Raw genomic sequence first — 20179 nt, 5'->3', positions numbered from 1 at the left:
CGCGTGTCATGGACTTCTGTCAATCGAGTGCCGAAAAGAGTGTCCTGCCTCGCAGCTTCATGCAGTCCACCGTATGAACTTGCAGGGAGAGGATCTCGTTGCTAGCCTTCTCTGCATAGTCATGCGGAGGTGAGTATGGGAATCCGAGTCGCGGTCGCCGGGGCGAGCGGCTACGCCGGGGGCGAGCTGATCCGCCTGGTCGCCGGGCACCCGGAGTTCGACCTGGTCGCCGCCACCGCGCACAGCCAGGCCGGGCACCGCCTGGCCGCCGTACACCCGCAGCTCACCGGCCTGGACCTGGTGCTCGGGGCGACCGACGCGGCGGCCCTGGCCGACGCGGACCTGGTCTTCCTGGCCCTGCCGCACGGCGAGTCGGCGGCGCTGGCCGCCCAACTGCCGACCGAGGTGCGGATCGTCGACCTCGGCGCCGACCACCGGCTGGCCAGCCCGTGGGACTGGGCCCACTACTACGGCGGCACGCACGCCGGACAGTGGACCTACGGCCTGCCCGAGCTGCCCGGCCAGCGGGAGCTGATCGCCGGCTCGACGCGGGTGGCCAACACCGGCTGCTACGCCGCCACGATCACCCTCGCGCTCGCCCCGTTGATCGCCGCCGGCGCGGCGGATCCCGCCGACGTGGTGGTGGTCGCCGCGTCCGGCACCTCCGGCGCCGGACGGGCCGCCAAGGCGCATCTGCTGGCCAGCGAGGTGATGGGCGACCTGTCGCCCTACCGGGTCGGCACCCACCAGCACGTGCCGGAGATCAAGCAGGCCACCGGCGCGACCGGCCTGTCGTTCACCCCGCTGCTCGCGCCGATGCCGCGCGGCATCCTCGCCACCGTCACCGCCGTCCCGGCGCGGGGCGTGGACCCCCGGGCGGTGCTCGCCGAGGCGTACGCGGACGCGCCGTTCGTGCACGTCCTGCCCGAGGGCGCCTGGCCGCACACCGCCGCGACCCTCGGCTCGAACTCGTGCCACCTGCAGGCCACCGTCGACGTCGACTCGAAGCGGACGATCGTGCTCAGCGCGCTGGACAACCTCGGCAAGGGCGCCGCCGGCCAGGCGGTGCAGAACGCCAACCTCATGTTCGGCCTGCCGGAGACGACGGGCCTGTCCGTCTGGGGGACCGCACCATGAGTGTCACCGCTCCCCGGGGCTTCCGCGCCGCCGGTGTCGCCGCCGGCCTCAAGTCCAGTGGCAACGCCGACGTCGCCCTCGTCGTCAACGACGGCCCCGACGCCGGTGTCGCCGGCGTGTTCACCGCCAACCGGGTGAAGGCCGCGCCGGTGCTCTGGACGCAGCAGGTCGTCCGGGGCGGTGTGGTGCGGGCCGTGGTGCTCAACTCCGGCGGCGCCAACGCCTGCACCGGCCCGGCCGGTTTCCAGGACACCCACGCCACCGCCGAGCACACCGCCGCGGCGCTGAGCGGGTCCAGCGCCCGGCTGCTGCTCGGAGCCGGCGAGGTCGCGGTCTGCTCCACCGGCCTGATCGGCGAGCGGCTGCCGATGCCGGCGCTGCTGTCCGGCGTACGCACCGCGATCCGGGGCCTGTCCCGCGACGGCGGGTTGCCGGCCGCCCGGGCGATCATGACCACGGACACCCGGCCGAAGACGACCGTCGTCAAGGGCAGCGGGTGGACCGTCGGCGGCATGGCCAAGGGGGCCGGCATGCTCGCCCCGGCGATGGCCACGATGCTCTGCGTGCTCACCACCGACGCGGTGGCCGGACCGGAGGCCCTGGACGCGGCCCTGCGGGCGGCCTGCCGGGTGACCTTCGACCGGATCGACTCCGACGGCTGCCTGTCCACCAACGACACCGTCCTGCTGCTGGCCAGCGGCGCAAGCGGCGTCGAGCCGACCGAGGCGGAGCTGACCGCCGCCGTCACCGCCGCCGCGCACGACCTGGCCCAGCAACTGATCGCCGACGCCGAGGGTGCCACCAAGCAGATCGCCATCGACGTGGTCGGCGCGGCGAGCGAGGACGACGCGGTCGAGGTGGGCCGCGCGGTGGCCCGGAACAACCTGGTCAAGACCGCGCTGTTCGGCAACGACCCCAACTGGGGCCGGATCCTCGCCGCGGTCGGCACCACCACCGCCGCGTTCCAGCCGGACGGCGTCGACGTCGCGGTCAACGAGGTGTGGGTGTGCCGCGCCGGCGCCGCCGCCGAGGACCGCTCCAAGGTCGACCTGACCGGGCGGGACGTCACCATCCGGATCGACCTGCACGCCGGTGCGGACGCCGCGACGATCTGGACCAACGACCTGTCGCACGCGTACGTGCACGAGAATTCGGCGTACTCGACGTGAGCCTCTCCATCGATCTCTCCCGCGCCCAGGCCAAGGCCACCACACTGATCGAGGCGCTGCCCTGGCTGGAGCGTTTCTCCGGCTCGACCGTCGTGGTCAAGTACGGCGGCAACGCCATGGTCGACCCGCAGCTGCAGCGGGCCTTCGCCGCCGACATGGTGTTCCTGCGGTACGCCGGCCTGAAGCCGGTCGTCGTGCACGGCGGCGGCCCGCAGATCTCGGCGATGCTCGGCCGGCTGGGCATCCCCAGTGAGTTCCGGGGCGGCCTGCGGGTCACCACCCCGGAGGCGATGGACGTGGTCCGGATGGTGCTCGTCGGCCACGTCGGCCGGGAACTGGTCGGGCTGATCAACAGCCACGGCCCGTTCGCGGTCGGCCTGTCCGGGGAGGACGCCGGGCTGTTCACCGCGGTGCGGCGCCCGGCCTACGTGGACGGCCTGCCGGTGGACGTGGGCCAGGTCGGCGACGTGGAGTCGGTGGACGCGTCCGCGGTGACCGACCTGATCGCCGCCGGCCGGATCCCGGTCATCTCCACCGTCGCGCCGGACGCCGACGGGGTGCTGCACAACCTCAACGCGGACACCGCCGCGGCGGCCCTCGCGGTCGCCCTGGACGCGCGCAAGCTGGTCGTCCTCACCGACGTCCCCGGCCTCTACGCGGACTGGCCGGACACCACCAGCCTGGTCAGCGAGATCACCGCCGACGACCTGGCGAAGCTGCTGCCGTCGCTGGAGTCGGGGATGGTGCCGAAGATGGAGGCGTGCCTGCGGGCGGTGCGCGGCGGGGTGCCGGCGGCGCACGTCGTCGACGGCCGGGTCGCGCACTCCACGCTGCTGGAGGTGTTCACCTCGGAAGGGTTCGGAACGATGGTGATCGACTCATGAGTTCCCTGGTCGCCCGGTGGCGTCAGGCCATGATGGACAACTACGGCACACCGCCGCTGGCGCTGGTCGCCGGCTCCGGCGCCGTCGTGGTCGACGACGCCGGCCGGGAGTACGTCGACCTGGTCGGCGGCATCGCCGTCAACGCCCTCGGGCACGCCCACCCGGCGGTGGTGGCCGCCGTGTCGAAGCAGGTGGCCACCCTGGGCCACGTCTCCAACCTGTACGTCGCCGAGCCGCCGGTGGCCCTGGCCGAGCTGCTGCTGGTGCTCGCCGGCCGGCCGGGTCGGGTCTTCTTCGCCAACTCCGGGGCCGAGGCCAACGAGACGGCCTTCAAGCTCTCCCGGCTCACCGGCCGGTCGCAGGTGGTCGCCGCCCGGGGCGGTTTCCACGGCCGCACCATGGGTGCCCTGGCGCTGACCGGGCAGCCGGCCAAGGCCGACCCGTTCCGCCCGCTGCCCGGCGAGGTGACCCACGTCGGGTACGGCGACGTGTCGGCGCTGGATGCGGCGGTCACCGACGCCACCGCGATGGTCATCCTGGAGCCGATCCAGGGCGAGAACGGCGTGGTCGTCCCCCCGCCCGGCTACCTGGCCGCCGCCCGCCGGATCACCGCCCGGCACGGCGCGCTGCTGGTGCTCGACGAGGTGCAGACCGGTGTCGGCCGGACCGGGCACTGGTTCGCCCACCAGGCCGAGGGTGTCGAGCCGGACGTGGTCACCCTGGCCAAGGGTCTCGGCGGGGGCCTGCCGATCGGCGCCTGCCTGGCCTTCGGTCGGGCCGCCGACCTGCTCGCCCCCGGCTCGCACGGCACCACCTTCGGCGGCAACCCGGTCAGCTGCGCTGCCGCTCTCGCGGTGGTCTCCACGATCGCCAGCGAGGGCCTGCTGGACCACGTCAAGCGGGTCGGCGAGCGGCTGCGCCGGGGCGTCGAGGCGCTCGGCCACCCGCTGGTCGACGAGGTGCGCGGTGCCGGCCTGCTGCTCGGCGTGGTGCTCACCGCTCCGGTCGCGACCCTCGCCGCCGAGGCGCTGCGCGACGCCGGCTTCCTGGTCAACCCGGTCCAGCCCGGCGTCCTCCGGCTCGCCCCACCGCTGGTCCTCACCGCCGCCCAGGCCGACGCGTTCCTCGCCGCCCTCCCCGCCGCCCTGGACGCCACCATCCCCACCCCACCCCCGGCCGACCCGGCGGGTGCGGTCCCGGTCGCCGCCGATCCTGCAAGGGATGCGCCCCAGGAGGGGCCGCTCCGTACCACGATCTCCCCGGCCCCGGCCCCTTCGAGCGCGACGGAGGCCAGCGCATGATCCGGCACTTCCTGGCCGACGACGACCTGTCCCCGGCCGAGCAGGCGACCGTGCTCGACCTGGCCGAGCGGATGAAGGCCGACCGGTTCGGGCACCGGCCCCTGGTCGGGCCCCGGTCGGTGGCGGTGCTGTTCGACAAGCAGAGCCTGCGTACCCGGATCTCCTTCGACGTCGGCATCGCCGAGCTGGGCGGTCACCCGCTGGTGGTGGACACCCAGGTCACCCACTTCGGGCGGGGCGAGAGCCTGGCCGACGCGGGCCGGGTGCTGTCCCGGTACGTCGCGGCGATCGTGCTGCGGACCCACGGCGACGACCGGATCGCCGAGGTGGCCGAGGGCGCCACGGTGCCGGTGGTCAACGCCCTCACCGACAACTACCACCCGTGCCAGCTGCTGGCCGACCTGCTCACCGTGCGCGAGCACTGCGGCGGCACCCGGGGACGGACGCTGGCGTACGTCGGTGACGCGGCGAACAACATGGCCCACTCGTACCTGCTGGCCGGGGCCACCGCCGGGATGCACGTCCGGGTCGCCGGTCCGGCCGGCTTCCTGCCCCAGGAGGGGATCGTCGCCCGCGCCGAGAAGATCGCCGCCGCCACCGGCGGGTCGGTACGCGTGCTGACCGACCCGGTCGCGGCGGTGTCCGGTGCCGACGTGGTGGCCACCGACACCTGGACCTCGATGGGCCAGGAGGGCGACGGACGGGACCGGCTCACCCCGTTCCGGCCGTACCAGGTCAACGACGCCCTGCTGGCATCCGCCCGGCCCGGGGCGATCGTGCTGCACTGCCTGCCCGCACACCGGGGCGAGGAGATCACCGACGAGGTGCTCGACGGCCCGCGCAGCGCGGTGTTCGACCAGGCGGAGAACCGGCTGCACGCCCAGAAGGCGCTGCTGACGTTCCTCCTCGCGGCCTCCGGCGGCGAGCCGGAGAGCCCGGCGGACACCGGCGAGGTGCCGGCGTGACCGCCCCGCTGACCCGCGCCGCCCGGCACGCCCGCATCGTCGAGCTGATCCGGGACAAGGACATCCACTCGCAGCCCGAACTGGCCGACCTGCTCGCCGGCGACGGCATCCAGGTCACCCAGGCCACCCTCTCCCGGGACCTGAAGGAACTGGGGGCGGTCACCGCGCGCGCCGGTGACGGCCGGGGCGTCTACGTGATCCCCGAGGACGGCCACCGGCCGCTGCGGGACGCCGAGACCGCGCCCGCCCGGCTGGTCCGGTTGCTGCGCGAACTGCTCAACGGGGTCGACGCGAGCGGCAACATCGCCGTGTTGCGTACCCCGCCGGGCGCAGCCCAGTACCTGGCCAGCGCGTTGGACCGGGCGGGCCTGACCGAGATCGTCGGCACCATCGCCGGCGACGACACCATCCTCGTCGTGGCCCGCGAGGCCGACGGTGGGGCCGCGCTCGGCGACAAGCTCGCCGGCTGGGCACACCGCGAAGACAATGTTGAAGGGAGCACCACCTCATGACCGAGCGGGTCGTCCTTGCCTATTCCGGAGGTCTCGACACCTCCGTCGCCATTCCCTACCTGGCCGAGCAGACCGGCGCCGAGGTGATCGCGGTGGCGGTCGACGTCGGGCAGGGCGGCGAGGACCTCGACGCCATCCGGCAGCGCGCCCTGGACTGCGGCGCGGTGGAGTCGGAGGTGGTGGACGCGCGCGACGAGTTCGCCGCCGAGTACTGCCTGCCGGCGATCCGGGCCAACGCCCTCTACATGGACCGCTACCCGCTGGTGTCCGCGCTGAGCCGGCCGCTGATCGTCAAGCATCTGGTCGCCGCGGCCCGCAAGCACGGCGGCACCATCGTGTCGCACGGCTGCACCGGCAAGGGCAACGACCAGGTCCGCTTCGAGGTCGGCCTGGGCGCGCTCGCCCCGGACCTGCGGATCGTCGCGCCGGCCCGGGACTTCGCCTGGACCCGGGACAAGGCGATCGCGTTCGCCGAGGAGAAGGGCCTGCCGATCGACGTGTCGGCGAAGTCGCCGTACTCCATCGACCAGAACCTGTGGGGCCGCGCGGTGGAGACCGGGTTCCTGGAGGACATCTGGAACGCACCCGTAGAGGACCTGTACGCGTACACCTCGGACCCGGCGCAGGAGCGCGACGCCGACGAGGTGGTCATCACCTTCGACGGCGGCAACCCGGTGGCGATCGACGGCGAGACGGTCACCCCGTACCAGGCGATCCTGGAGCTGAACCGGCGGGCCGGCGCGCAGGGTGTCGGCCGGCTCGACATGGTCGAGGACCGGCTGGTCGGGATCAAGAGCCGCGAGGTGTACGAGGCGCCCGGCGCGATCGCGCTGATCACCGCGCACCAGGAGCTGGAGGCGGTCACCGTGGAGCGGGACCTGGCCCGGTTCAAGAAGGGCGTGGACCAGCGCTGGGGCGAGCTGGTCTACGACGGTCTGTGGTTCTCGCCGCTGAAGGACTCGCTGGACGCGTTCATCGCCGAGGCGCAGCGGCACGTCTCCGGCGAGGTGCGGATGATCCTGCACGGGGGCCGGGCCACCGTCACCGGCCGGCGCTCCGAGGCCAGCCTGTACGACTTCGGGATGGCCACCTACGACACCGGCGACACGTTCGACCAGTCCCTGGCCAAGGGCTTCGTGCAGCTGTGGGGCCTGCCGAGCCGGATGGCCGCCGCCCGGGACTCCCGGCTGGGCGGTGCCGGGCGGTGACCCCCACAATGGGCGGCGTGGACGACAAGAGCCTGACCGAGAACAGCGCCGCCACCAACCGTACGAGCCTGTGGGGCGGCCGGTTCGCCGGTGGCCCCGCCGAGGCGCTGGCCCGACTGTCGGTGAGCGTGCAGTTCGACTGGCGGCTCGCCCCGTACGACATCGCCGGTTCCCGGGCGCACGCCCGGGTCCTGGCCGGCGCCGGCCTGCTCGACCCGGACGAGTTGGGACGGATCCTGGCCGCCCTGGACGACCTGGAGGCGGCCTGTGCCTCCGGGCAGTTCCGGCCCACCATCGACGACGAGGACGTGCACACCGCCCTGGAGCGCGGGCTGCTGGAGCGCCTGGGCAGCCTCGGCGGCAAGCTGCGCGCCGGCCGGTCCCGCAACGACCAGGTGGCCACCGACCTGCGGCTCTACCTGCGCGACCACGCCCGGGGGGTGGCCGCCCGGCTGGTCGAGCTGGCCGACGCGCTGGTCGAGCAGGCCGAGCGGCACGTGGACACCGCCGCGCCCGGGATGACGCACCTGCAGCACGCCCAGCCGGTCACCTTCGGGCACTGGCTGCTGGCCCACGTGCAGCCGCTGCTGCGGGACCTGGAACGGCTGCGTGACTGGGACCACCGGACCGCGATCAGCCCACTGGGCGCCGGCGCGCTGGCCGGTTCGGGTCTGCCGCTGGACCCGGTGGCGGTCTCCAAGGAACTGGGCTTCCGCACGTCCTTCGCGAACTCGATGGACGCGGTCGCCGACCGGGACTTCGTCGCCGAGTTCCTCTTCGTCACCGCCCTGATCGGCGTGCACCTGTCCCGGCTCGGCGAGGAGGTGGTGCTCTGGACGTCGCACGAGTTCGGCTGGGTCGAGCTGGACGACGCCTTCGCCACCGGGTCGTCGATCATGCCGCAGAAGAAGAACGCGGACGTCGCCGAGCTGGCCCGGGGCAAGTCCGGGCGCCTGGTGGGCGGCCTGGTGAGCGTGCTGACCATGCTCAAGGGCCTGCCGATGACGTACGACCGGGACATGCAGGAGGACAAGGAGCCGGCCTTCGACGCGGTCGACACGCTGGAGCTGCTGCTGCCGGCGCTGGCCGGGATGATCTCCACGATGACGGTGCGCGTCGACCGGCTGGTCGCCGCCGCGCCGGTGGGTTTCTCGCTCGCGACCGAGGTCGCCGACTGGCTGGTCCGCAGGGGCGTGCCGTTCCGCGACGCGCACGAGATCACCGGTCGGCTGGTGGCGCTGTGCGTGGCCCGGGACTGCGCCCTGGACGAGGTCTCCGACGACGACCTGGCCACGGTCAGCGGGCACCTGGACCCGAGTGTCCGCGACGTGCTGTCGGTGCGTTCGGCGCTGGCCGCCCGGATCACGCCCGGCTCCACCGGGCCCGGTCCGGTGGCCGACCAGCTCGCCGCCGCCGCCGACCAGCTCGCCGGCTGGAAGGAGTGGGCGGCCGAGCGGGTGGTACCCCGCTGAGCCGGTGATCCCCGCGCGGCGCCGCCGTGCCGCGCGGGTTCAGGCCGTGGGTCGCTCCCGCCTGGGCAGCTTGGCCACCACCGCGTCGTACGATCCGTCGACCGCCTCGGTCAGCTCGTCGTCCGGGATGTCGCCGTCCAGGCGCAGCGTGTTCCACCCGGACCGGCCGATGTACGGCGAGGGCCGCGCGTCGGCCGGGAACCGGTGGATCCACTCGTCGGCGACGGTCCGGTCCGGGCCGCACTTCACGCCGACCCGTGGCTCCGTGCCCTCGGCACCGAGGAACGCGAAGATCCGGCTGCCCACCTTCACCACCTCGTCGCCCTCCCACGGACGGTCCAGCCGGGCGCCCGGCTTGGCCAGGCAGTACGCCCGCATCGTCTCGCGCTCCATCGACATCCCTCCCGCCGTCGGTCCCGTCCCGCCAGTCTCGGTCCCGTCCCGCCAGTCTGCCGGTCCGCCCCGACATCGGCCGGGGAGCGCGCCGGTCGACGGTCCTTCGGGAGCGATCCGGTCGGGTCAGTCGGGGGCGGTCCGGGCACAGAGGCGCTCGTGGCGCTGCTTCGCCGCCTGCGCGCTGCCCAGCCCCAGCCCGTACCCGATGGCCTGCCAGGTCAGCCCGCGGGCCCGGGCGAGGGTGAGCAGCCCGGCCTCCATCGCGTCCACGTCGGCCCGCAGGTACGGCACCAGGGTGAGCGCGGCGACCAGGTCCGCGTCGTCGACCGGTTCCTCGTCGGGTTCCGCCTGGGCGCCGCCGGCGGCCAGCGCGGTGACCAGCGCGACCGCCTCGTAGGCGTCCGGCAGGTACGGGTTGGTATGCCGGCGGCGCCGGGCGTCGGTGCCGGCGTGCCGCTCGGCGATCCGGTGCAGGGCGGCGAAGGTGCGCTCGGCGCGGGCCCGGGAGGCATCGGGCGTGACGAAGGAATCGGTCATGCCCCGATCCCATCGCATCAACGGCGGGTTGTCAACACCCCGTTGATAAGTGTGCCGGCGGTCGGGGCACCGGCCGACTAGTGTCGTGTCCCGTGGTGACCCGATCCGACCGACCGCCCGCCGACCTGGCGGCCCTGGCCGACCTGCTCGCCGGGCCGGTGGTGCCGGCGGCCCGGGGCCTGCTCGGCTGCCGCCTCTCCGCCGGGGGCGTGACCGTGCGGATCACCGAGGTCGAGGCGTACGCCGGCACGGCCGGAGACCCGGCCTCGCACGCGCACCGGGGCCGGACCCCCCGCAACGCGGTCATGTTCGGCTCGGCCGGGCACGCCTACGTCTACTTCACCTACGGCATGCACTGGTGCGTGAACGTGGTGACCGGCCCGGAGGGGGAGGCCTCGGCGGTGCTGCTGCGCGCCGGGGAGGTGGTCGGCGGCCTCGACGTGGCCCGGGCCCGGCGTCCCGCCGTACGCCGGGAGGTCGATCTCGCGCGCGGACCCGCCCGGCTCTGCGCGGCGCTCGGGATCGACCGGACCGCCTACGGCCTGGACCTGCTCGCCGACGGGCCGGTGCGGCTGCGGCCGGCGGTCGAGCCGGTGCCGGACGGCGCGGTGGCCGCGGGCCCCCGGGTCGGTGTCACCGGCGCGCACGACGTGCCGTGGCGGTTCTGGATCGACGGCGACCCGACGGTCAGCGCCTACCGCCGGCACGTCCCGCGCACCCGTGGTCAGGCGGGGGCCCGGTAGCGGTACAGGACCACCGGCTCCCCGGCCGGACCGGTCCAGTCGGCGACCGCCGCGCCGGTGAGCCGCCAGCCGGCGGCGGCGTAGAGGGCCGGGGCGGCCCCGTCCGGCCGGTCGACGACCTCCAGCACCAGGCGACGCCGGTGCTCCCTCGCCCAGCCGCAGGTCTGGTCCAGCAGTAGCCGGCCGACCGCCCGGCGGCGGGCCCGAGGTGCCACGAAGAGTCGGCTCACCTCGGCGGCATCCTGGTCCCCGGCGACCACCAGGACGTGACCGACGATGGCCCGGTCCGGGTCCGCGGCCACCCACGCGGCGCGCAGGTGGGCGGGCGTCAGCCAGCGGTACGGGTCCTCGGGCCAGCGCAGCGGGTATCCGTCCGCCTCGTGCACGGCCCGCAGCAGTTCCGCGCAGCGGCGCAGGTCGGCCGGGTGGCGGACGCGGATGTCGGGGGGCACCGCGACAGCCTGCCCGGCGCGCGGGGCGGCGGGAATGTCGGTGGGTGTGGCCATAATCACCGGAGCATTCGCCGCGGGACGGATCTCGCCGAGGGACGGAGACGGCCGATGGCCACACTGCTCGCGATCGGGACGGCCAAGGGGCTGTTCCTGGCCACCAGCACGGACGGACGGCGCGGTTGGGAGGTGACCGGGCCGCACTTCCCGATGACCGGCGTCTACGCGGTCGCGATCGACACCCGCCGGGCCACGCCCCGGCTGCTGGCCGGCACCACCAGTTCGCACTTCGGGCCCAGCGTGGCCACCTCCGACGACCTGGGTGCCTCCTGGCACGAGCCGGACCTCGCCCCGGTCGCCTTCCCCGCCGACACCGGCGCCACGCTGGGCCGGGTGTGGCAGCTCACCCCGGCCGGGCCGGACCAGCCGGACGTGGTCTGGGCCGGCACCCAGCCGTCGGCGCTGTTCCGCTCCGCCGACGGCGGCGTGACCTTCGAGCTGGTCCGCCCGCTCTGGGACCACCCGCACCGCGAGCAGTGGGGCGAGGGCTTCGGCGGCCAGGCGATCCACACCGTGCTGCCGCACCCCCGCCACCCCGAACGGATCGCGGTGGCCATGTCCACCGGCGGGGTCTACCACTCGACCGACGCGGGTGCGAGCTGGGCGCCGGGCAACACCGGCATCCGGGCCTACTTCCTGCCCGACGAGTGGCCCGAGTTCGGGCAGTGCGTGCACAAGGTCACCCGCGACGCCGGTGAGCCCGACCGGCTCTACGCGCAGAACCACCACGGGGTCTACCGCTCCGACGACGACGGGCACACCTGGTCCTCGATCGCCGACGGCCTGCCCAGCGACTTCGGTTTCCCGATCGTGTCGCTGCCCGGCCGCCCCGGCACCGTCTTCACCTTCCCCCTGGCCGCGGACAGCGAGCGCTTCCCGGCCGAGCGGCGGTGCCGGGTGTGGCGCTCCGGCGACGCCGGCGACAGCTGGGAGGCCCTCGACGCCGGCCTGCCGTCCGGCCCGTTCTACCCGGCGGTCCTGCGGGACGCGATGTGCGCCGACGACGGCGACCCCGGCGGCGTCTACTTCGGCACCCGCTCCGGCGAGGTCTACGCCAGCCGCGACGAGGGCGACTCCTGGTCCCAGGTCGCCGCGCACCTGCCCGACGTGCTCTGCGTCCGTGCGGCGGAGGTCTGAGGGTGGTCAGCGTCCTGCTGCCCGGCCCGCTGCGCGGCGAGGCCGGGGGAGCCAGCCGGCTCACCGTCACCGACGCCGGCACGCTCCGCGCCGTCCTCGACGAGGTGGCCGGCCACTGGCCCCGCCTGGACCGGCGGATCCGCGACGAGCGGGGCGAGCTGCGTCGCTACGTCAACGTCTACGTCGACGGCGAGGACTGCCGGCACCTCGGCGGCCTGGACGCACCGGTTCCGGCCGGCGCCGAGGTGCAGGTGCTCCCGTCGGTGGCCGGCGGCTGATCCGGCGTACCGCCCCGCTCGGCGGCGCGGCCGGACGGGGTGGTGCACGGAATAGTTGACTCGTCAAATATGTTGTCGCAGGCGTCCGGGAGCCGATCCGGTCCCGGCGGACAACGCGAGGAGTCGGTCATGCAGTTCGGAGTCTTCACCGTCGGCGACGTCACGGTCGACCCGACCAACGGTCGGGAGCCGACCGAGCATGAGCGGATCAAGGCGATGGTCACCATCGCGCTCAAGGCCGAGGAGGTCGGGCTCGACGTCTTCGCCACCGGTGAGCACCACAACCCGCCGTTCGTGCCGTCGTCGCCCACCACCATGCTGGGCTTCATCGCCGCGCGTACGTCGCGGCTGCTGCTGTCCACCTCCACCACCCTGATCACCACGAACGACCCGGTGAAGATCGCCGAGGACTACGCGATGCTCCAGCACCTGGCCGACGGCCGGGTGGACCTGATGATGGGTCGGGGCAACACCGGGCCGGTCTACCCCTGGTTCGGGCAGGACATCCGCAACGGCATCCCGTTGGCCATCGAGAACTACGACCTGCTGCGCCGGCTGTGGCGGGAGGACGTGGTCGACTGGTCCGGTCGTTTCCGTACGCCGTTGCAGTCCTTCACGTCGACGCCGCGCCCGCTCGACGGGGTGCCGCCGTTCGTCTGGCACGGCTCCATCCGCAGCCCGGAGATCGCCGAGCAGGCCGCCTACTACGGCGACGGCTTCTTCGCCAACCACATCTTCTGGCCCAAGGAGCACACCCAGCGGATGGTGGGCCTCTACCGGCAGCGCTTCGCCCACTACGGCCACGGCAGCCCGGAGCAGGCGATCGTCGGGCTCGGCGGGCAGGTCTTCATGCGGCGCAACTCGCAGGACGCGGTACGGGAGTTCCGCCCCTACTTCGACAACGCCCCGGTCTACGGCCACGGGCCGTCGCTGGAGGAGTTCACCTCGCAGACCCCGCTGACCGTGGGCAGCCCGCAGCAGGTCATCGACCGGACGCTGGGCTTCCGCGAGTACGTCGGCGACTACCAGCGCCAGCTGTTCCTGCTCGACCACGCCGGGCTGCCGCTGAAGACCGTGCTGGAGCAGCTCGACCTGCTCGGCGAGGAGGTGGTACCGGTGCTGCGCAAGGAGTTCGAGTCGCTGCGCCCGGCGCACGTGCCGGCCGCACCGACCCACGCCTCGCTGCTCGCCGCCGCGTCGGCCGACGCCGGCAGCCCGGTCACCGGTGACCTCGCCGGCGCGGGGAGCGAGGCGGCGCGATGAACCGCCGTACCCTCGCGGTCGTGTCGGCCGGGCTCTCCCAGCCGTCCTCGACGCGCCTGCTCGCCGACCAGCTCGCCGCGGCCACCCGCGACGAGCTGGCCCGGCGGGGCACCGAGGTCGAGATCCGCACCGTCGACCTGCGCGAACACGCCCACGACATCGTCAACCACCTGCTCACCGGCTTCCCGTCGGCCACGCTGCGGGAGGCGATCGAGGCGGTCACCGGCGCGGACGGTCTGATCGCCGTCACACCGATCTTCAGCGCGTCCTACAACGGGCTCTTCAAGTCCTTCTTCGACGTGGTCGACGACCAGGCCCTGGTCGACCGGCCGGTGCTGATCGGCGCCACCGGTGGCACCGCCCGGCACTCGCTGGCCCTGGAGCACGCGGTGCGGCCGCTGTTCGGGTACCTGCGCGCGGTGGTCGTGCCCACCGCGGTCTACGCCGCGCCGGAGGACTGGTCCGGCGGCGCGGCCGACGACGCGCTGCGTCGGCGCATCCTGCGCGCCGGTGCCGAGCTGGCCGAGCAGGTCGACCGGCGACCGCCGTCGGCCGGCCCGGCCGACCCGTTCGCCCTCACCGCCGACTTCGCCGACCTCCTCGGCCGTACCCGGCCGGCCGCGTCATGATCGGCTACGCGTGGGCTGTCCGACACGCCGTGCCGACGACAGCCCACGCGTAGCCGATCTTCACCGCTTGCTCAGGCCTCGTGCCCGTACGGGTGGGCGACCAGCACCGGGCAGCGGGAGTGCTGGACCAGGGCCTGGCTGACCGATCCCAGCAGCAGGCCGGCGACGCCGCCGTGACCCCGGGAGCCGACCACCACCAGGGCCACCTCGCCGCTCGCGTCGACCAGCGCCTGCTCGGGCCGGTCCGCCCGCCACACCTGCCGCCCGATCACCAGGTCGGGGTGGGTGGCCCGGGCCGCCGCCTCGGCGGAGTCCAGCAGGACGGCGCTGTCGTCCGGGGTGCCCTCGTCCGGCGGCGCCACGTGGGCGAGCACCAGGGTGGTGCCCCGGCGGGCCGCCTCGTCGGCGGCGTAGGCGAGGGCCAGTTCCGCCGACTCCGACCCGTCCACCCCGACCAGAACCGGCCCGTCGACGTGGATCCGCCCCCCGCCCGGAGGCTGCCCCTCGGCCGGGAGCTGCTCGTCGGTCGGGCGCACCACCAGGACCGGACAGCGGGCGTGCCCGGCGACCTGCGTACCGACCGACCCGAGCAGCAGGCCGGTGAACCCGCCCAGACCCCGGCTGCCGACCACCACGAGATCGGCGTGCCGGGACTCCTCGACCAGGGTCGCGCCCGGACCACCGGCCACCTGTCGCGCCTCGATCTCCAGACCGGGCCACCGCCCGGCCAGGTCCGCGACGGTCGCGGCCAGCATCTTCTCCGCCGACTCCGACGGGGCGGGAATGCCCATGTCGTACGGGTTGAGCGGCACGCCGTAGCCGAGCGCGTGCAGGTAGCCGTGCACCAGATGCAGGGGTGCCGACCGTCGCACGGCGGCCCGGGCGGCGTGTTCCGCCGCCACCAGGCTCGCCGGTGATCCGTCCACGCCCACCACGACCGGTCGTCTCATCAGCACTCCCTACGGGTCGGTTCCGCCATTGTCCGGGCGCTCACCCCGACACCCCGGCATTTACCCCGACACACCGCCGACCGGAACCCGCCGCCGCGCCGACCGGGGGAGCGGCGGCACGACGGCGGGGATCCGCGGGTCAGGAACGGGCGGGTCGCCGGGGGTGCCGCACGATGGCCAGCGGGCAGTGCGCGTGGTGCAGCACGGCGTGGCTCACCGAGCCGAGCAGCAGCCCGCCCAGCGCGCCGGCGCCGGCCGCGCCGACAACCACCAACTGTGCCCGCTGCGACTCCTCGACCAGGACCCGCGCCGGGGTGCCGCGTACCAGCCGGTGCCGCACCGGCACCTCCGGGTAGCGCTCGGCGAACCCGGCGACCGACTCGGCGAGGGTCCGCTCCTCCTCGGCGCCGTACGCGTCCAGGTCGTACACCAGCGGTAGGATCTCGCCGGGCCCGGCCGGGCTCGGATAGAGCCAGGCGTGCACCGCGACCAGCGGGACACCCCGACGGGCGGCCTCCTCGAACGCGAACCCGACCGCCTCGGTGGACAGCGCCGAGCCGTCCACGCCGACCACCACCGGCCCGTCGGCACGGGCCTCGCCGCGGACCACCAGCACCGGGCACGCCGCGCGGGCGGAGACCTGCACGGTGACCGAGCCGATCAGCAGCCCGGCGAAGCCACCCAGTCCCCGGTGGCCCAGGACCAGCAGCACCGCCTCCTGGGACTCGGTGACCAGCACCGGGGTCGCCGCCCCGTCGATCACCGCGCCGGTCACCTCGACGTCCGGGGCGACCTTGGCGGCTCCGGCGACCGCCTCGGTGACGTACCGCTGGGCCTGGTTGCGCAGTCCCGCGCCGGCCGGAGCGCCCGGGGCCGGGGCCAGCGGCACGCCGGTCAGCGCCCAGACGAAGGCGTGCACGACCCGCAGCGGACGCTGCCGGTACGCCGCCTCGCGGGCCGCCACCCGGACCGCGTCCAGGGCGGCGGCGGAACCGTCCACACCCACCACCACGGGGGCACCGGTGTTGATCGTCATGACGTCCTCCTTCGTTCGCCCTCAGCCTGCCCGCCGGCCGGCGGGACGGTCAGGGGCGACCGACCCGGAAACCGGGCCGTTGGTCCCGTGCCACCCGGCTCGCCGCGCGCAGCAGCAGGCCGGGCAGCACGCTCACCGCGGCGCAGGCGAGCAGGTCCGTGGGGCCGAGCGGGGCGGTGCCGAGCAGGTCCCGCAACGGTGCGAACAGCACCCCGGCGACCTGGAGCAGGGCGGAGACCGCCACCGCCAGCGGCAGCGCCCGGTTGCCGTCCCGGGCTCCCCGGGGGCGTCGGGTGCGGACGGCCAGGGCGACCCCGAGTTGGGACAGGCCGAGCACCACGAACACCACCGACTGCCAGGGCCGGTCCATCGCGGCGGCGAACCACCCGGCGCCGAGCACCACGGTCGCGATGAGCCCGCCGGTGAGCAGCACGTCACGCCCCAGCCCGGCGCCGAGCACCGACTCCGCGGGCGAGCGTGGCCCACGGCCCAGGGTGCCGGGTTCGGCCGGCTCGGCGCCCAGCGCCACCCCGGGCACCCCGTGGGTGAGCAGGTTGATCCACAGGATCTGCGCCGGCAGCAGCGGTACGGCCAGGCCGAGCAGGGGCCCGAGCAGCATCACCGCGATCTCGGCGACCCCGCCGGCGAGCGCGTACCGCAGGAAACGGCGGATGTTGTCGTAGATCCGGCGGCCCTCGCCGATCGCGGCGGCCACCGTGGACAGGTCGTCGTCGACCAGCACCAGGTCGGCCGCCTGCCGGGCGACCTCGGTGCCACCGCCCATCGCCACCCCGATGTCGGCGCGGCGCAACGCGGGCGCGTCGTTGACCCCGTCGCCGGTCATCGCCACCACGTGCCCCCGGGCCTGGAGACCGGCGATGATGTCGAGCTTCTGGTCCGGCTGGGTCCGGGCGAACACCCGTGCCCGCGGGGGCGCGTCGGCCGGGTCGCCCTCGTCGCCGCGGACGACCGGGTCGCCCGGCTGCCACAGCCCGAGCCGGCCACCGATCGCGGCGGCGGTGGCCGGGTGGTCACCGGTGATCAGCACCAGCCGGACCCCGGCGGTGTCGAGACGCTCGGCGATGTCGGCGGCCCGGGCGCGCAGTGGATCGCCGACGGCGACCAACCCCACCGGGCGCAGGCCGGTCGGGTGGGCCGGGTCGGCCGGCGGCGTGTCGCGTACCGCGGCGGCGACCGCGAGCACCCGCAGCCCATCGGCGGCGAGCCGGTGCGCGGTGGCGGTCAGCTCGGCGATCTCCCCGGCGGTCGCGTCGACCAGCCCGGCGGTCAGCACCGACTCCGGGGCACCCTTGCAGACCACCAGGTACCGGCTGTCGCAGGAGCGGTGCACGGTGGTCATCCGGCGCAGGTCGGCGTCGAACGGGGCCTCGGCGACGCGTGGCCAGGCGGCCCGGCTGCCCTCGGGGTCGAGGCCGCAGCGGGCGGCGAACGCGACCAGCGCCGCCTCCAGCGGGTCACCGACGGCCGTCCACCCGGGTTGCTCCTCGGTGGGTGGGGCCAGCGCGGCGTCGTTGCAGAGCAGCGCGGCGCGGGCCAGCCGGCGCAACTCGTCCGGTACCGCCACCGGTTCGCCGTGCCGCCGCACGTCGCCGTGCGGGGCGTACCCGGTGCCGGTGATCCCGAAGCGGTCGCCGTCACCGGTGACCGCCTCCTGCACCGCCATCCGGCCCTCGGTGAGCGTGCCGGTCTTGTCCGACGCCAGCACGGTGACCGAGCCGAGTGTCTCCACCGCGTGCAGCCGGCGGGGGATGGCGCGGGACCGGGCCATCCGGTGCGCGCCGAGCGCGAGGGCGAGGGTGACCACCGCGGGCAGCGACTCGGGTACCGCCGCCACCACCAGGCTGACCGCGGTGACCGCCATGTCCACCACCGGTCGCCCGCCCAGCACCCCGACGGCGAACACCAGCCCGGACAGCGCCACGGCGGCGAGGCCGAGAACCCGGCCGAGGGCGGCCAGCCGTCGTTGCAGCGGGGTGGCGCCCGGGCGGGTCGCGGCGACCAGGGTGGTGATCCGGCCCAGCGCGCTCGACGCGCCGGTCCGCACCACCGTGCCGGTGGCCCGCCCGGCGACCACGACCGTGCCGGCGCTGGCCTCCTCCCCGGCGGCGCGGGCCACCGGCACCGACTCGCCGGTCAGCGCCGACTCGTCCAGGTGCAGCCGGGCTACGTCGGTGAGCAGCAGGTCCGCCGGAACCACGTCGCCGGCCTCCACCCGGACCAGGTCGCCCCGGACCACCTCGGCGGCGGGCAGCACCAGGTCGCGACCGTCGCGCGCCACCCGGGCGGTGGGCGCGGCGAGCCGGTCCAGCGCCGCGATGGCCCGGTCGGCGCGTACCTCCTGCACCACGCCGATCGCGGTGTTGACCAGCACGACCAGCACGATCACCGCGGTGTCCGGGTAGTCCCGCAGCGCGGCGGTGACCACGGCGGCGGCCAGCAGCAGCGCGACCAGCGGGTCGGTGAGCTGGCGCAGGATCCGCGCGGCCAGGTGCCGGCGGGGCGGCGCGACCGCGGCGTTCGGCCCGTCGGCCCGGTCCTCGCACCGCGACCCTCCCACCGTGCCGGTGGCACACCCCACCGGCGTGCCGTCCCGCCCCCAGCCTCGCGCCGGCCGGGCCGGCCGGGCAGAGCCGGAGCGCCCGCGCCGCCCGGGACCAACGGCCCTTGTCGCCGGCCGGCGGGACGGGGTCGGATGGAGCGAGGACCATCGGCACCGGGAGGGACCGACCATGAACACGCTCGACGTGCTCCGCGCGCACCCGTTCCTCGCCGGCCTTCCCGAGCCGTGGCTGCCCCGTCTCGCCGGGTACGCCCGCCCGGTGGTGTGGCATCCCGGGCACCGGCTGTTCCGCGCCGACCAGCCGGCGGAACGCTTCTGGCTGCTCCGCCAGGGACAGGTGGCGCTGGACTTCGCGGTGCCCGGCCGGGGCGACGTGGAGATCGAGACGATCGGGCCGGGCGCGGTGCTGGGCTGGTCCTGGCTCTTCCCGCCGTACCGGTGGCAGTTCGGCGCGGTGGCCGCGCAGCGCAGCACGGCGGTGGAGTTCACCGCCGCCGGCGTACGCCGGCTGATGGAGTCCGACGACGCCCTCGGCCGGCAGCTCACCACCCGGCTGATGAGCGTGGTGGTGGACCGGCTCCAGGCGGCCCGTGCCCGCCTGCTGGATCTGTACGGCTACCCGACGACGCTGCCCGCGGCCGGCTGACCGCCCGGCGGGGCGCGGCGCCACCGCCCGCCCGCTCAGTACGTGGTGAGGCCGCGCGCGGCGAACCGGGCGCGCACCTCGGCGAGCAGTTCGGGCGTCGGCGGAGCGGTGTCCGCGAGCGGGAAGCGCAGCCCCAACTCGGCGTACTTGTGCGCGCCGAGCCGGTGGAACGGCAGCACCTCCACCCGCCGCACGGTGCCCAGCGACGCGGCGTACCCGGCCACCCCGTCCACGTTGCGGGGATCGTCGGTGAGCCCCGGCACGAGGACGAACCGCACCCAGATCGGGGTGCCGCGGTCGGCGAGCCGGCGGCCGAAGCGCAGGGTGGGCGCGACCGCGCCGGTCCGGGTGACCTGCCGGTACGTCTCCGGATCCCACGACTTCACGTCCAGCAGCACCAGGTCGGTGGCGTCGAGCAGGGCGTCGTCGGCCCGGTCGCCGAGGAAGCCGGAGGTGTCCAGGGCGGTGTGCAGGCCCAGGTCGTGGCAGCGGCGCAGCACCTCGCCGGTGAACCGGGCCTGCTGCAACGGCTCGCCGCCGCTGAGCGTCACCCCGCCGCCGGCCACCTCGATGAACCGCCGGTACCGCCCGATCTCGGCCAGCAGGTCGTCGACGGTGGTCCGCCGGCCGTTGCGCCGCGACCAGGTGTCCGGGCTGTGGCAGAACCGGCAGCGCAGCGGGCAGCCGGCGAGAAACGCCACGAACCGGGTGCCGGGTCCGTCCACCGCCGTGGACAGATCGTACGAGTGGACGGACCCGGTCAGCGTGGCTCCTTCCGTTCGCGACTGCGGGGCTCGCGGGCCCGGCTCACTCCTCGCGCTCACCG

21 protein-coding genes are annotated in these 20179 nt (G+C 74.9%); 14 read left to right on the top strand and 7 right to left on the bottom strand.

Going from position 1 to position 20179, the window contains the following annotated elements:
* Window positions 1–135 precede the first annotated feature (135 nt).
* From argC to argH, 8 genes are read left to right on the top strand one after another with little or no spacing between them, the layout of a single operon-like run.
* Window positions 136–1137, top strand: coding sequence for an N-acetyl-gamma-glutamyl-phosphate reductase (gene argC / locus D7223_RS26730; protein ID WP_120731340.1), 1002 nt, complete (start codon window positions 136–138; stop codon window positions 1135–1137).
* The gene (gene argJ / locus D7223_RS26725; protein WP_120731338.1) at window positions 1134–2306 is read left to right on the top strand and encodes a bifunctional glutamate N-acetyltransferase/amino-acid acetyltransferase ArgJ; all 1173 of its coding nucleotides are present in this window, start codon (window positions 1134–1136) and stop codon (window positions 2304–2306) included. Before argC ends, argJ begins: the two co-directional genes overlap by 4 nt.
* Entirely contained in the window at window positions 2303–3190 is an 888-nt protein-coding gene (gene argB, locus D7223_RS26720) for an acetylglutamate kinase (protein WP_120731336.1), read from the top strand. The genes argJ and argB overlap by 4 nt, the downstream gene beginning before the upstream one ends.
* Window positions 3187–4491 (top strand): acetylornithine transaminase, encoded by a 1305-nt coding sequence (locus D7223_RS26715; RefSeq protein ID WP_238162246.1) that lies wholly within the window; start codon window positions 3187–3189, stop codon window positions 4489–4491. Before argB ends, D7223_RS26715 begins: the two co-directional genes overlap by 4 nt.
* Window positions 4488–5456, top strand: a complete 969-nt coding sequence (argF, locus tag D7223_RS26710; RefSeq protein ID WP_120731333.1) for an ornithine carbamoyltransferase — start codon at window positions 4488–4490, stop codon at window positions 5454–5456. Before D7223_RS26715 ends, argF begins: the two co-directional genes overlap by 4 nt.
* Entirely contained in the window at window positions 5453–5968 is a 516-nt protein-coding gene (locus tag D7223_RS26705) for an arginine repressor (RefSeq protein ID WP_120731331.1), read from the top strand. Before argF ends, D7223_RS26705 begins: the two co-directional genes overlap by 4 nt.
* Entirely contained in the window at window positions 5965–7176 is a 1212-nt protein-coding gene (locus D7223_RS26700) for an argininosuccinate synthase (RefSeq protein WP_120731329.1), read from the top strand. Before D7223_RS26705 ends, D7223_RS26700 begins: the two co-directional genes overlap by 4 nt.
* Window positions 7177–7184: 8 nt before the next feature.
* The gene (argH, locus tag D7223_RS26695; RefSeq protein WP_120731327.1) at window positions 7185–8648 is read left to right on the top strand and encodes an argininosuccinate lyase; all 1464 of its coding nucleotides are present in this window, start codon (window positions 7185–7187) and stop codon (window positions 8646–8648) included.
* 39 nt (window positions 8649–8687) lie between these two features.
* Here argH and D7223_RS26690 read toward each other — a convergent pair whose 3' ends face one another.
* The gene (locus D7223_RS26690; RefSeq protein ID WP_120731553.1) at window positions 8688–9041 is read right to left on the bottom strand and encodes an MmcQ/YjbR family DNA-binding protein; all 354 of its coding nucleotides are present in this window, start codon (window positions 9039–9041) and stop codon (window positions 8688–8690) included.
* 126 nt (window positions 9042–9167) lie between these two features.
* Window positions 9168–9581 (bottom strand): DNA-binding protein, encoded by a 414-nt coding sequence (locus D7223_RS26685; RefSeq protein WP_120731325.1) that lies wholly within the window; start codon window positions 9579–9581, stop codon window positions 9168–9170.
* A gap of 95 nt (window positions 9582–9676) precedes the next feature.
* Here D7223_RS26685 and D7223_RS26680 point away from each other — a divergent pair, with 95 nt between their 5' ends.
* Window positions 9677–10324, top strand: coding sequence for a DNA-3-methyladenine glycosylase (locus tag D7223_RS26680; RefSeq protein WP_120731551.1), 648 nt, complete (start codon window positions 9677–9679; stop codon window positions 10322–10324).
* On the opposite strand, the gene D7223_RS26675 is transcribed toward D7223_RS26680, so the two are convergent.
* Window positions 10306–10830 (bottom strand): GNAT family N-acetyltransferase, encoded by a 525-nt coding sequence (locus tag D7223_RS26675; RefSeq protein ID WP_120731323.1) that lies wholly within the window; start codon window positions 10828–10830, stop codon window positions 10306–10308. The genes D7223_RS26680 and D7223_RS26675 overlap by 19 nt on opposite strands.
* Window positions 10831–10884: 54 nt before the next feature.
* Here D7223_RS26675 and D7223_RS26670 point away from each other — a divergent pair, with 54 nt between their 5' ends.
* The 4 genes from D7223_RS26670 (at window position 10885) to D7223_RS26655 (ending at window position 14140) form a co-directional block, all read left to right on the top strand.
* Complete coding sequence (locus tag D7223_RS26670; protein ID WP_120731321.1) at window positions 10885–11970, top strand: WD40/YVTN/BNR-like repeat-containing protein; 1086 nt, start codon at window positions 10885–10887, stop codon at window positions 11968–11970.
* Window positions 11971–11972: 2 nt separating this feature from the next.
* Window positions 11973–12248 (top strand): MoaD/ThiS family protein, encoded by a 276-nt coding sequence (locus D7223_RS26665; RefSeq protein ID WP_120731319.1) that lies wholly within the window; start codon window positions 11973–11975, stop codon window positions 12246–12248.
* Window positions 12249–12377: 129 nt separating this feature from the next.
* Complete coding sequence (locus D7223_RS26660) at window positions 12378–13511, top strand: LLM class flavin-dependent oxidoreductase (RefSeq protein ID WP_120731317.1); 1134 nt, start codon at window positions 12378–12380, stop codon at window positions 13509–13511.
* Complete coding sequence (locus D7223_RS26655; RefSeq protein ID WP_120731315.1) at window positions 13508–14140, top strand: FMN reductase; 633 nt, start codon at window positions 13508–13510, stop codon at window positions 14138–14140. Before D7223_RS26660 ends, D7223_RS26655 begins: the two co-directional genes overlap by 4 nt.
* Before the next feature lie 71 nt (window positions 14141–14211).
* Here the strand turns inward: D7223_RS26655 and D7223_RS26650 are convergent, their stop codons facing one another.
* The 3 genes from D7223_RS26650 to D7223_RS26640 form a co-directional block, all read right to left on the bottom strand.
* Entirely contained in the window at window positions 14212–15096 is an 885-nt protein-coding gene (locus D7223_RS26650; protein WP_120731313.1) for a universal stress protein, read from the bottom strand.
* 133 nt (window positions 15097–15229) lie between these two features.
* A complete protein-coding gene (locus D7223_RS26645) occupies window positions 15230–16126 on the bottom strand; it encodes a universal stress protein (RefSeq protein WP_120731311.1) in 897 nt (298 codons plus the stop codon).
* Window positions 16127–16175: 49 nt separating this feature from the next.
* Complete coding sequence (locus D7223_RS26640) at window positions 16176–18704, bottom strand: cation-translocating P-type ATPase (RefSeq protein ID WP_238162245.1); 2529 nt, start codon at window positions 18702–18704, stop codon at window positions 16176–16178.
* Between the two features lie 172 nt (window positions 18705–18876).
* Between D7223_RS26640 and D7223_RS26635 the strand changes: the two genes are divergently transcribed.
* The gene (locus D7223_RS26635; protein WP_120731309.1) at window positions 18877–19353 is read left to right on the top strand and encodes a cyclic nucleotide-binding domain-containing protein; all 477 of its coding nucleotides are present in this window, start codon (window positions 18877–18879) and stop codon (window positions 19351–19353) included.
* A 35-nt stretch (window positions 19354–19388) separates the two neighbouring features.
* On the opposite strand, the gene pflA is transcribed toward D7223_RS26635, so the two are convergent.
* On the bottom strand, window positions 19389–20177 hold the full coding sequence (pflA, locus tag D7223_RS26630) for a pyruvate formate-lyase-activating protein (protein ID WP_272948765.1): 789 nt from the start codon (window positions 20175–20177) through the stop codon (window positions 19389–19391).
* Window positions 20178–20179 lie beyond the last annotated feature (2 nt).

It is taken from the genome of Micromonospora endolithica (assembly GCF_003626595.1).
Classification (GTDB): domain Bacteria; phylum Actinomycetota; class Actinomycetes; order Mycobacteriales; family Micromonosporaceae; genus Micromonospora; species Micromonospora endolithica.
This window is presented reverse-complemented; position numbering and strand designations above follow the sequence as displayed.

Coding starts and splice junctions, on each gene's coding strand:
- D7223_RS26645 (WP_120731311.1), bottom strand. CDS start 16,126: ATGACGATCAACACCGGTGCCCCCGTGGTGGTGGGTGTGGACGGTTCC.
- D7223_RS26655 (WP_120731315.1), top strand. CDS start 13,508: ATGAACCGCCGTACCCTCGCGGTCGTGTCGGCCGGGCTCTCCCAGCCG.
- argF (WP_120731333.1), top strand. CDS start 4,488: ATGATCCGGCACTTCCTGGCCGACGACGACCTGTCCCCGGCCGAGCAG.
- D7223_RS26675 (WP_120731323.1), bottom strand. CDS start 10,830: ATGGCCACACCCACCGACATTCCCGCCGCCCCGCGCGCCGGGCAGGCT.
- D7223_RS26690 (WP_120731553.1), bottom strand. CDS start 9,041: ATGGAGCGCGAGACGATGCGGGCGTACTGCCTGGCCAAGCCGGGCGCC.
- argH (WP_120731327.1), top strand. CDS start 7,185: ATGGGCGGCGTGGACGACAAGAGCCTGACCGAGAACAGCGCCGCCACC.
- D7223_RS26715 (WP_238162246.1), top strand. CDS start 3,187: ATGAGTTCCCTGGTCGCCCGGTGGCGTCAGGCCATGATGGACAACTAC.
- argJ (WP_120731338.1), top strand. CDS start 1,134: ATGAGTGTCACCGCTCCCCGGGGCTTCCGCGCCGCCGGTGTCGCCGCC.
- D7223_RS26700 (WP_120731329.1), top strand. CDS start 5,965: ATGACCGAGCGGGTCGTCCTTGCCTATTCCGGAGGTCTCGACACCTCC.
- D7223_RS26660 (WP_120731317.1), top strand. CDS start 12,378: ATGCAGTTCGGAGTCTTCACCGTCGGCGACGTCACGGTCGACCCGACC.
- D7223_RS26685 (WP_120731325.1), bottom strand. CDS start 9,581: ATGACCGATTCCTTCGTCACGCCCGATGCCTCCCGGGCCCGCGCCGAG.
- D7223_RS26670 (WP_120731321.1), top strand. CDS start 10,885: ATGGCCACACTGCTCGCGATCGGGACGGCCAAGGGGCTGTTCCTGGCC.
- D7223_RS26635 (WP_120731309.1), top strand. CDS start 18,877: ATGAACACGCTCGACGTGCTCCGCGCGCACCCGTTCCTCGCCGGCCTT.
- argC (WP_120731340.1), top strand. CDS start 136: ATGGGAATCCGAGTCGCGGTCGCCGGGGCGAGCGGCTACGCCGGGGGC.